We start from the raw sequence: 10918 nt of genomic DNA on the forward strand, positions 1-10918 counted from the left end.
CGCTGGCCGGCAAGGGCCTGCTGCTGCGCGAGGCCGGGCGCGCCGACCGCAGGCAGGCGCGGCTGAGCCTCACGCCGCAGGGGCAGGCGCTGTTCGGTACGCTGTTTCCGATCGTGCGGGATCTCAACCTCGAGCTGCTGGGCGCGCTCTCCGGCACCGACATCGCGCAGCTCGACCACGCGCTCGGTGCACTGCAGGCGCGCGCCGAAGCCATGGCCTCGCAGGCCGAGCTGCCCAAGGCATCGCGCCACCGCGGCGGACGGGACCGCATGCCATCTTCATGACCGTGGCCGCGCCGTTCGCCCATGCCGAGCAGTGGATCGTGCAGCGCGGCTGGCAGGCTTTTGCGTTCCAGCGGGAGGTGTGGCGCGCCGTGGCCGAGGGCCGCAGCGGCCTGCTGCATGCCACCACCGGCTCCGGCAAGACCTACGCCGTCTGGCTCGGCATGCTGGATGCGCTGCTGCGTCACCATCCGCCCGGCCGCGGCGCCGAACCGCTGCGCGTGCTGTGGCTCACGCCCATGCGCGCGCTGGCAGCCGACACCACCAAGGCGCTGGCCGAGCCGCTGCACGCGCTGGCGCCGCAGTGGACCATCGGCCTGCGCACCGGCGACACGCCGAGCGCCGAGCGCGCGCGGCAGGACCGGCGCTTTCCCACCGTGCTGGTCACCACGCCGGAGTCGCTGAGCCTGATGCTCACGCGCGAACACGCGCGCGACGAGCTGCAAGGCGTGGGCTACGTCGTGGTCGACGAATGGCACGAGCTGATCGGCAGCAAGCGCGGCGTGCAGGTGCAGCTGGCGCTGGCCCGGCTGCGCACGCTGAACCCTGCCCTGGCCGCCTGGGGCCTGAGCGCGACGCTGGGCAATCTGGAAGAGGCCATGCAGGTGCTGTGCGGCACGCAGCCGACCATCGCGCCGGCGCTGGTGCGCGGGCGCATCGACAAGAACCTGGTGATCGACACGCTAATCCCGCCCGACCCCGGCAAGTATTCCTGGGCCGGGCACCTGGGCGCGCGCATGCAGCAGCCGGTGGTCGACGAGATCGCGCGCTCCGGGCCGACGCTGGTGTTCACCAACGTGCGCTCGCAGGCCGAGATCTGGTACCAGCTGCTGCTGCAGGCCAAGCCGGAGTGGGCCGGCGAAATCGCGCTGCACCACGGTTCGCTGGACAAGGCCACGCGCGAGTGGGTGGAGCAGGGGCTGAAGGCGGGCACGCTGCGCGCGGTGGTCGCCACCTCGTCGCTGGACCTGGGCGTGGACTTCCTGCCGGTGGAACGCGTGCTGCAGATCGGCTCGGCCAAAGGCGTGGCGCGCATGATGCAGCGCGCCGGCCGCAGCGGCCACGCCCCGGGGCGCGCCAGCCGGCTGACGCTGGTGCCCACCCACACGCTGGAGCTGATCGAGGCAGCCGCCGCGCGCCGCGCGGCCTACGCGGGTCGGGTGGAGAAGCGCGCGTCGCCGAACAAGCCGCTGGACGTGCTGGTGCAGCACATCGTCACCGTGGCGCTGGGCGGCGGCTTCACCGCCGATGCGCTGTACGAGGAGGTGCGCACCGCCTGGGCCTACCGCGAACTCACGCGCGCCGAGTTCGACTGGGCGCTGGCGTTCTGCGAGCGCGGTGGCGAGAGCCTGACGGCGTACCCGGAATACCACCGCATCGTGCGCGACGAGGAAGGCCTCTGGCGCGTGCCCGACCGCGCCGTCGCCAAGCGGCATCGGCTGGGCATCGGCACCATCATGAGCGACGCGGCGATGCAGGTGAAGTGGATGAGCGGCGGCAACATCGGCACCATCGAGGAAGGCTTCATCGCGCGCCTGAAGCCGGGCGACTGCTTCTTCTTCGCCGGCCGGCTGCTTGAATTCGTGCGGGTGCGCGAAATGGCGGCCTACGTGCGCAAGGCCACACGCAACAAGGGGACGGTGCCGACTTGGCAGGGCAGCAAGATGGCACTGTCGGCCGAGCTGAGCGACGCGGTGCTGGAGATGATGCAGGCCGCCGCGCAGGGCGAGTTCGTCGAGCCCGAGCTGCAGGCCGCGCGGCCGATGCTGGAGACGCAGGCGCGGCTGTCGCGCATTCCCACGCCCACCACGCTGCTGGTGGAGGCCTTCCAGTCGCGCGAGGGCCAGCATCTCTACCTGTACCCGTTCGCCGGGCGCAACGTGCACCTGGGACTGGCCAGCCTGCTGGCCTGGCGGCTGGCGCGCGAGCGGCCCAACACCTTCAGCCTGTCGGTCAACGACTATGGGCTGGAGCTGATCAGCGCCGAGCCGTTCAACCCCGAACCGGTGACGAGCGGCGAGGCCTTCACCACGCGCGAATTGCTGCCCGACGTGCTGGCGTCGCTGAACTCCACCGAGCTGGCGCAGCGGCGCTTTCGCGAGATCGCGCGCGTGTCGGGCCTGATCTCCACCGGCTACCCGGGGCAGCACAAGAGCGCGCGCCAGCTGCAGGCGTCCAGCGGGCTGTTCTTCGAAGTGTTCCGCAAGTACGACCGCGCCAACCTGCTGCTCACGCAGGCCGAGCAGGAGGTGCTGGGTCAGGAGCTGGAGATCTCGCGCCTGTCGGGTACGCTGGAAGGCATGCTGCGCAAGCAGATCGTGTTCGTGCCTTTGCGCCACCCCAGCCCCATGAGCCTGCCGCTGATGGTGGAGCGCTTCCGTGAGAAGCTCAGCACGGAACAGCTGTCGCAGCGGCTGGACCGCATCCTGCGCGACATGGAACGCGACACCGGCTAGGGCTTGGCAGCCTTGGCGTCCTGTGCCTGCTGGGCGTCTTCCGCGTCCTGCTCCTTTTTCTTTTCGCAAATGACGTCGTGCACGAAGCGCAGCTTGCGCAGCGCGGCCACCGACAGCGCGAACGGATACGCGTCCTCCTGTCCCAGGCTGCGGTTCAGGCTGTTGACCAGCAGGGTCACCGGCACCCACTGGTCGACCAGCGCATCGAAGTCGGGCGCGCCGGCCTCCAGCGGGTTGATCACGTCTTCCACGTCGGAGTCGGTGCCCGGCACCGTCAGGCGCGTGTTGTACGAGGCCGCGGTTTCCAGCAGGTCCACCATGTGCAGGTAGTGCGCCCAGGTTTCGGCCCAGTCCTCCCACGGGTGCGCGGTGGCATAGGCGCTCACGTAGTCGTCCTGCCAGCCGGGGGGCTGCCCGCCGGAGTAGTGCGCCTGCAGGGCCTGCGTGTAGTCCTGCCGTTCGTCGCCGAACAGCTCGCGAAAGCGCTCCAGCCGGTCGGGAAGGGGCCCGATCAGGTGGTCCCAGTAGAAGTGGCCCGCCTCGTGGCGCAGGTGGCCGAGGAGGGTGCGGTAGGGCTCGTGCATCTCGATGCGGCGTTTCACCCGCTCGGCGTCATCGGCTTCGGCCACGTTGAGCGTGATCAGGCCCTGCGCATGGCCGGTGATCACCTGCTGGCCCGGCTGGTCGGCCAGGAATTCGAAAATGGGCCCGTCGCGCTCGCCGTTGGGCGGCGTGGCATCCAGCAAGCCCATCTTGGCCAGCGTGTAGAACAGCCGCCGCTTGGCGCTTTCGATGCGGTACCAGCGCTGGATGTTGTCGGGCTGCGAAAGGTCGGGCAGGGTGTGCGTCTGGCGGCAGGACACGCACAGGGGATTGGGGTCGTCGCCCGGCACCGCGAAATTGCAGGCCTGGTAGGCGGCGTTGTTGTGGCACAGCCGGTAGCGCGCGGCGGATGGGCGCTTTTGCGGTCGCGGCTTCGGGCGCCATAAGGGCGCTCCGTCATCGGCCCGGTCCGCGGGCTCGATCGCCGACATGGTCATGCGGTCGGGCAAAAAGGCAAGGTCGCTGCTGCACTTGAGGCAGCGCACGTTTTCGAAAAAGATCGGGTGGCCGCAGTTCTGGCAATGGAAGGTGTTCATCCGCTGTGTTTCCTTCAGCCCAAAAAGCAAAGGCAGGCGCGCGCGCACGCGTGCCTGCCTTTTCATGGTGCGCCCCGCTTGCGCGGGCCGCACCATGCCGTGCGATCAGGGACGCACGATCAGGTTGTTGCGCACCTCACGCACACCCTTGGTGTTGCGCGCGATGACTTCGGCCTGTGCCTTTTCCGCGTTGGACTTGGCGAAGCCGGAGATCGCGACGGTGCCGTTCAGCGTGTCCACGTTGATGGACGCGGCGTCCACGGTCTTGTCTTCCACCATCTTGGCCTTGATGGCCACGGTGATGGACTTGTCGTCCACATAGGCACCCACGGTCTCCTGACCACGCCAGACGGCGCAGCCGGAGTTGACCAGCGTGATGCCGGTGAGAAGTGCCAATGCGATGATTCGCGCGTTTTTCATAACTTTCTCCTTCGAAGTTGACTTAAATTGGTTCTTGGTGCCGCATCGCAAAGCCGGCCTGGCAACCGCACCTTCCATCGCCAGACTGCATTTCAGCGCCGCCGGCGGCGCGCATCGTATTCGTCATCGCCACCGCTGTTCTGCATCACGGACATCAGCAGGCCGGGCAGGTGCGACGACTTGAGGACGGCCAGGATCAGGGCCGAGGCGGACATCAGGCGCCAGGGCCGCACAAACACCAGCACCGCACCGACCGCGGCCGCGATGCCCAGCATTTGGGCGGGCTTGCGTCTCGCATAGGTCGCCAGCACCGGCGTCGCGATGTCGGCCGCCATGTGCGCCGGGTGGTAGCGCCACCAGGCCGAAACCGCGCGCCGCGCGCGGCCGATCCAGCCCATCGGGCCGGATTCGCCATGGTCGTCTTCCCATTCTGCCGAGGCGGCCTCGCGCGCGGTTTCTGACATCTCCTCGCGCATTTCCTGCTTGCGGTCCTTGCGCTGGATGTGCTGGACGAGTGCCAGCCGGCTGCGGGCGAGCCGATCGGAAGCTTCGGACATCAGCGCGCCCCCACCGTGCGCAGCGCCTGCGCGTCGGCTTCGAGCTGCGCCTTCAGTTCGGTGAACGCTTTTTCAGGCAGCGGCTTGCGCGCGACGTTCCAGGCGGCGGCGCCGAGCGCAAGCGCGGCGACCGGCACCAGCACCAGCGTCCAGTGGAATTCACCGTGCACCGCGCCCAGCATGATCGCCACGCCGGCAAGGATGAGGAAGGTCAGCAGCGAGAACAGCGTGACTGCCCAAGCCACCGCACGCTTGCCAAGCTCCATCCCGACGGTGGAAGCCTCCTCGCGCGCGAGGGCGGCGTAGCCCGCCATGTGATCGACCACCAGCTCGGGGCGGCTGATCAGCACGGAAAAGATCGGATGGATCATGCCGCCTGCCTAACGTGTTCAGTAGTAGTTGTTGCGGCTGCTGTTGCGGCGCACGATTAGAACCAGCGCGGCAACGGCGGCACCGACAGCGGCGGCGATCAGCGCCGACTTCATCGGCTGCTCGGCCACGTAGCGGCCGGTGGCCTGGGCGTACTGGCTGATCTGGCGCTGCGCGGTGGAGGCGGCATCGGTCACCGAGCTCATGCCGCGGTTGGCCAGATCGCGTGCGCGATCGCTGGCGCGTTCCAGTGCTTCGTTGGCGTGGCGGCGGGTGGTGTCGAAGCTGCCTTCAGCCTGGTACGGGTTGTTTGTGTTCATGGCTTCTTTTCCTCTTCTTCTCTGGTTGACGAATACCCGCGCGCGGGCGAAAACGAAATGGCGGGGCTCAGCGCCTGTTGCGAACCATGCTAACGACGAATGCAACCACCGCCATGATCACGAACAGGAAGAACAGGAGCTTCGCGATCTCCACCGCCCCGGCAGCGATCCCGCCGAAGCCGAACAGCGCGGCAATCAGCGCGACCACCACGAACACGACGGCGTAATGCAACATCTCGCAAACCTCCCGCGGGCCCACGCCCTCTGATCACGCGGCGGTGCTGTCCCGTCGCATGCCGCAAGGTTAGGGCCGCGAGCAGGGTTGTTTTGATCAGTAGCATGCGTGAAAGGTTGTCGGCTGCGGCTGGGGCACCGTGTAGGAAGGGGCCCACAGGCTGATCAACTAGAGCTCAAGCGTCGGCAGGTTCGGCCGCGCGCGCCATGCTTTTCGGCAGCGCCGCCGCGATGCGCGTGCCCTCGCCCGGGCGCGATGCCACGGTCAGGCGGCCGCCCGCGGCTTCCACGCGGTGGCGCATGCCGGCCAGCCCGTGGGTGGAGGGCCGCGCGGCGCTCGGGTCGAACCCCTTGCCGTTGTCGCGGATCTCGACTTCAACGTGCTTGGCGTAGTCGCGCAGGGTGATTTCCACCTGGCGCGCCTCCGCGTATTTGCCCACGTTGGTGAGCGACTCCTGCACCAGCCGGTAGATGGTGAGCTGGCGCGATTCGTCCAGGTCGGCCGCTTCCAGGCTGGGAGTGACCTCGATGCCGGAGCGCTCGGAGAACTCGCGCGCCAGGATTTCCAGCGAGGCCGTGAGGCCCAGGTTGGACAGCGACGAGGGCCGCAGGTCTTCGATGATCTGGCGCTTGAGCGCAATGCCGCTGTTCAGCGTCTCGGTCAGGTGCTGCAGCCGCACGCCGATCTCGGGCGGCTGGGCACCCAGTTTCGATTTCAGCCGTGCCACATCGAGCTTGGCGGCGGTAAGCAGGGCGCCCAGTTCGTCGTGCAGCTCGCGCGCGAGCTGCCCGCGCTCTTCTTCACGCACCTGCTGCAGGTGCGTGGCGAGTTCGGCCAGCGTGGCCGTGCGTTCGCGCACCTGCGTCTCCAGCAGGTCGCGTTCCTGCTGCAGCGCGGCCTGCTGCTGCTCGCCGGCGAGCTTCAGCGCGGTGGTCTGCCGCAGATACAGGTAGAAGGCGAGCAGGCCGGCCATGGCGACCGCGGCGATGCCGATGCGTGACAGCATCAGCGACTTCTCCACCTGCGCCTGTGCGGCTTCCACCTTGAGGCTGGCGCTGGAGATCAGCTTGCCGGCCTGCTCGCGGATCGCATCCATGTGCTCCTTGCCGACGTCGGTCATGAGCACGAACTTCCATGCGTCCTCGTTGCCCTGCTTGCGCATGCGCACCGACAGATCCATTTCGGCGAGCTTGCGCTGCACGTTGCGCGTGAGCTGCGCCAGCGTCGCGAATTCGTCGGCGTTGGGCGCATATACCGTGCGCAGGCTGTCCAGGTTGTGGCTGATCTCCGCCACCGCGGCGTTGTACGGTTCCAGGTAGCGCGGGTCGCCGGTGAGCAGGTAGCCGCGCGAGCCGGTTTCCGCGTCCAGCACGTGCTGCAACAGGCGGTTGAGCGCAGAGCGCGTGTTGGTGTATTCGGCGATCTGCGACAACGCGCGCGTCGACTGGTTGTAGCCGGTTTCGTTGATGGCGATCAGCATGCACGCGGCCAGTGCCGCCAGCACCAGGCTGATGGCCATGCGGGGCAAATGCATCGATTGGATCAACCTCACTGGCACCTCATCGGTAACGAATGGAATCCGCGCGCGCTGCGGGCTTGCAGAGTAGGCCGTTTCTGACAAAACTGGGGCACAATGATTTTCCAGGCGTGATGCGGAAGCGGAAGGGTAACGGACATGATCAAAGTCGGCATTGTGGATGACCACGCCATCGTGCGTTCCGGTTTGAAGCAGTTCTTTTCGGATCAGGTCGATCTGCGCGTCATCGGCGAAGCATCCAGCGGCCGCGAAGCGATCGACCTGGTGCGCACCACCGAGATGGACGTGCTGGTGATGGACCTCTCCATGCCGGGCCAGAGCGGCATCGACGCGCTCGGCATGATCCGCGCGAAGGCCCCCGACGTCGGCATCCTGATCCTGTCCGGCTATCCGGAAGAACATTACGCGATGAACCTGATCCGCCAGGGCGCGAGCGGCTACTTGAACAAGGAGTGCGAGCCGATGGAGATCGTCAACGCGCTCCGCACCATCGCGCTGGGTCGCCGCTACATCTCCCCGGCCGTGGCCGAGCTGCTGGCGCAGCAGCTCAACCGCAAGGAAGGCGGCGCGCCGCACGAGCAGCTGTCCGAACGCGAATTCCAGGTGTTCCTGAAGCTGGCCAAGGGCGAAACCGCGGGCGACATCGCCAAGGCCCTGTCGCTGTCGGTGAAGACGGTGAGCACTTATCGCACGCGCCTGATGGAGAAGATGAATCTCTCCTCCAACAGCGACCTCACCTATTACGCGCTGAAGAACAAGCTGATCGACTGAAGCAGCGGCTGCCCGCGCTGCGCGGGCGCCTCACTCCATTGAGCGCGGGCTCTCCGCCAGTTGCAGGCAGAGTTCGACCAGCGCATCGATCTCGTTGGATTTGTCGAAGATCGCGTCAGCGCCCAGCTGCGCGCAGCGCTTGCGCATGTCCGGCGTTGCATAGTTGCTCAGCACCACCACGCGCTGCGGACCGACACGGCTGCGTAGCGCTTCCAGCACGCCCAGGCCGCTGCCCTGCTTCAGGAACAGGTCGACGATGGCAAGGTCCCATTCGCCCGCATGCGCGGCGAACCAGGCCTTGGCCTCGCTCTCTCCTTCGGCCCAGCCGAGTGCGCGCACCGAGGCCAGTTCCTCCAGCGTTCCGACCAGGTTTTCGCGGATCGTGGCGTTGTCTTCGACGAGATAGGTTCGCAGTTCCACGGTTCAGTGCCGATGACCGCCGCGTTCACTGCGCTGCGGTAAAGAGAGATACGCGAAATGTTTCTTTGTGTTTCAAGAAGTCCGGTTGATTGTGCCAGTCCACTTTCGGTATGTCCGTAGGAGGTGTCCTACCAAGCCACTGTAGGCTTCAGCCGACACCCGCTCACGAGGGCGGCCGACTGTCGAGCCTGCCCGGTTTTGACACACTTCTTGCAAAGTCGGTGGTCACTGTAGGCCTGCCGCGCCTCCTCCCTTTCTCCCCATGAAGCTCCTCATCGAATCCCTGATGGTCTTTCTCGGCACGCTGATGGCTGCCGCAGTGGTCGCGCTGGGCGAACCCGCCAGCGCCGAACTGGCGCTCACCACGCCGGACCTCCACTCCGCGCAAGCCGCCAGCTGGCTGGGCCTGCGCTGATTGTCCAATGGACGGAACGACGGCGTCCGTACCCCACCGTTCCTGGATGTACTGGCTGGGAGGTGTGCTCCTGGTCGCCGCGCTGCTGGGCTTGCTGCTCGCCTTCTTTCCGTGGGACTGGCTGCGCGGACCGCTGAACCGCTACGTGAGCGGCAAGACCGGCCGCCATTTCGAAATCACCCGCCACCTCGACGTGAAGCTAGGCGCCACCACGCGCATCCTGGCCGACGGCATCGAGTTCGCGAATCCCTCCTGGGCACATGACCCGTACCTGGTGCGCGCCGAGGGCGCGGAAATCCAGGTGCGGTTGATGCCGCTGCTGGCGCGCCGCATCGAGCTGCCGCTGATCGCGCTGCGCAAGCCCGAGCTCGGACTGCAGGTGGAGGCCGACGGCCGGCGCAGCTGGGCACTTGGGCAGGACACTTCCGATCCGCGCAACCTTCCCGACATTGGCGCCGTGGTGGTGGACAGCGGCGCGCTGCATTTTCTGGCGCCTGCGCAGGGCGCCGACATCCGCGCCGACTTCGCGCTGCAAGACGCCGCGGCCGCGCCGCAGCAGCAGCAAGCGGCGCAACAGCAGGCCGCGTTGCCGCTGACCTTCAAGGCGCGCGGCAGCTGGCACAAGCTGCCGTTCGAGGCCGAAGGGCGCACCGGCAACGTGCTGGAACTGCGGCGCGCGCTGGCGCATCCATTCCCCGCCCAACTGCGCGCGAGGACCGGCGGAACCGTTCTGCGCGCCAGCGGCGAAGTCGCGAGCCTCGCCACGCTGGACGGGGCCAACGCCAACGTGGAGCTCGAAGGCCGCAGCCTGGCCGACCTGTACCAGGTGCTGGGCGTGGTGATGCCGGAGACGCCGCGCTACTCGGCGCGTTTCCATCTCGCCAAGGACGGCGACGTCTGGCATGCCCGCGGCATCCAGGCCAAGCTGGGCAACTCGGATCTTGGCGGCGAACTGAATTTCGACCGCAGCCAGGCGGTGCCGCTGCTGACCGGCGACATTCGCTCCAAGGCGGTGGACTTCGAAGACCTGGCGCCGCTGGTGGGCCTGGCCGAGCGCCCGCGCAGCGCCGCCGCACTGCCGCAGGTCAAGGGCGGCGGCGAACCCTCGCAGCGCGTGCACACGGCGGCTGCGTCGCCGCTGAAGGTGCTGCCCACGGCAGCGCTGGACGTGCAGCGCCTGAAGGCGATGAACGCCGACGTGCGCTGGCAGGCCGATAGCATCACCCATACGCGCGAACTGCCGCTGGACCGCGCGCGGATGCACGTGGTGCTCAGGGACAGCGTGCTGCGCCTGGACCCGATGGAGCTGGGCCTGGCAGGCGGGCGCGCCAGCGGCCACCTGCGCATCGACGGGCGGCAGAGCCCGGCACTTGCGCAGCTGAACCTGGACTTGCGCGCAGTCGAATTGAACAAGCTGTTTCCACACTTCAAGCTGAACCAGGCAAGCTTCGGCAAGCTGCACGGCGACATCGACCTGAGCGGCCGCGGCAACTCGGTGGCGCAAATGCTGGCCGGCGCGTCGGGCAATGTCGACTTGCTGATGGGCCGCGGCCAGATGAGCAATCTGATGCTGGAGATCGTGGGCCTGGACGGCGGCGAGATTCTCAAGTTCATGCTCAAGGGCGACCGCAACGTGCAGGTGCGCTGCGCGGCCGCCGGCTTCAACGTGCAGCACGGCCTGATGACGCCGCGCGTGCTGCTGCTGGACACCAGCGACACCGTGATCCGCGGCGAGGGCAGCATCAGCCTGGCGCAGGAAACCATCAACCTGACCATGAACCCGCAGCCCAAGGACAGGAGCATCCTGGCGCTGCGCACGCCGCTGCACATCACCGGACCGTTCACCGCGCCCAAGGCGGGGCCCGACAAGGGCGCGCTGGCGACGCGCGTGGTGGCGGCCCTGGCACTGGGTGCCTTCAATCCGCTGCTGGCCCTGGCGGCCACGGTGGAGACCGGGCCGGGCCGCGATGCGGACTGCAGCGCGGCGCTGCGCGAAGC

Annotated in this window: 12 protein-coding genes and 1 pseudogene; 5 read left to right on the forward strand and 8 right to left on the reverse strand. The window is 67.7% G+C overall.

Features of this window, described 5'->3' with window-relative positions:
* Both H0U68_RS14455 and H0U68_RS14460 read left to right on the forward strand, forming a co-directional pair.
* Positions 1-284, forward strand: a pseudogene (locus tag H0U68_RS14455) (MarR family transcriptional regulator); the annotation flags it as partial.
* Positions 281-2737, forward strand: a complete 2457-nt coding sequence (locus tag H0U68_RS14460; RefSeq protein ID WP_296356752.1) for a ligase-associated DNA damage response DEXH box helicase — start codon at positions 281-283, stop codon at positions 2735-2737. The pseudogene H0U68_RS14455 and the gene H0U68_RS14460, both read left to right, overlap by 4 nt.
* Here the strand turns inward: H0U68_RS14460 and H0U68_RS14465 are convergent.
* The 7 genes from H0U68_RS14465 to H0U68_RS14495 all read right to left on the reverse strand — a co-directional run bounded on the left by H0U68_RS14465 (position 2734) and on the right by H0U68_RS14495 (position 7311).
* The gene (locus tag H0U68_RS14465) at positions 2734-3876 is read right to left on the reverse strand and encodes a putative zinc-binding peptidase (RefSeq protein ID WP_296356755.1); all 1143 of its coding nucleotides are present in this window, start codon (positions 3874-3876) and stop codon (positions 2734-2736) included. The genes H0U68_RS14460 and H0U68_RS14465 overlap by 4 nt on opposite strands.
* 105 nt (positions 3877-3981) lie before the next feature.
* Positions 3982-4296, reverse strand: coding sequence for a BON domain-containing protein (locus H0U68_RS14470; RefSeq protein ID WP_296356758.1), 315 nt, complete (start codon positions 4294-4296; stop codon positions 3982-3984).
* A 92-nt stretch (positions 4297-4388) separates the two neighbouring features.
* Entirely contained in the window at positions 4389-4853 is a 465-nt protein-coding gene (locus tag H0U68_RS14475) for a hypothetical protein (protein WP_296356760.1), read from the reverse strand.
* Positions 4853-5224, reverse strand: coding sequence for a hypothetical protein (locus tag H0U68_RS14480; protein ID WP_296356762.1), 372 nt, complete (start codon positions 5222-5224; stop codon positions 4853-4855). Before H0U68_RS14480 ends, H0U68_RS14475 begins: the two co-directional genes overlap by 1 nt.
* Positions 5225-5242: 18 nt before the next feature.
* Entirely contained in the window at positions 5243-5542 is a 300-nt protein-coding gene (locus tag H0U68_RS14485; protein WP_296356765.1) for a hypothetical protein, read from the reverse strand.
* Positions 5543-5609: 67 nt separating this feature from the next.
* Positions 5610-5777 (reverse strand): DUF1328 domain-containing protein, encoded by a 168-nt coding sequence (locus tag H0U68_RS14490; protein WP_296356767.1) that lies wholly within the window; start codon positions 5775-5777, stop codon positions 5610-5612.
* 175 nt (positions 5778-5952) lie between these two features.
* The gene (locus H0U68_RS14495; protein ID WP_296356768.1) at positions 5953-7311 is read right to left on the reverse strand and encodes a CHASE3 domain-containing protein; all 1359 of its coding nucleotides are present in this window, start codon (positions 7309-7311) and stop codon (positions 5953-5955) included.
* Between the two features lie 141 nt (positions 7312-7452).
* Here H0U68_RS14495 and H0U68_RS14500 point away from each other — a divergent pair, with 141 nt between their 5' ends.
* Positions 7453-8085 carry a response regulator transcription factor gene (locus H0U68_RS14500; protein WP_296356770.1) on the forward strand — a complete coding sequence of 211 codons (633 nt, stop codon included), beginning with the start codon at positions 7453-7455 and terminating at the stop codon, positions 8083-8085.
* A 30-nt stretch (positions 8086-8115) separates the two neighbouring features.
* On the opposite strand, the gene H0U68_RS14505 is transcribed toward H0U68_RS14500, so the two are convergent.
* Positions 8116-8505 (reverse strand): response regulator, encoded by a 390-nt coding sequence (locus H0U68_RS14505; RefSeq protein WP_296356772.1) that lies wholly within the window; start codon positions 8503-8505, stop codon positions 8116-8118.
* Positions 8506-8767: 262 nt separating this feature from the next.
* Between H0U68_RS14505 and H0U68_RS14510 the strand changes: the two genes are divergently transcribed.
* Together H0U68_RS14510 and H0U68_RS14515 are read left to right on the forward strand one after the other, a co-directional pair.
* Positions 8768-8920: a hypothetical protein gene (locus H0U68_RS14510; RefSeq protein WP_296356774.1), complete on the forward strand. Its 153-nt coding sequence runs from the start codon at positions 8768-8770 to the stop codon at positions 8918-8920.
* A gap of 7 nt (positions 8921-8927) precedes the next feature.
* The coding region (locus H0U68_RS14515; protein ID WP_296356776.1) for an AsmA family protein at positions 8928-10918 on the forward strand (1991 nt) is incomplete at its 3' end.

It is taken from the genome of Ramlibacter sp. (genome assembly GCF_013697775.1).
In the GTDB taxonomy this organism is placed as follows: Bacteria; Pseudomonadota; Gammaproteobacteria; order Burkholderiales; family Burkholderiaceae_C; genus Ramlibacter.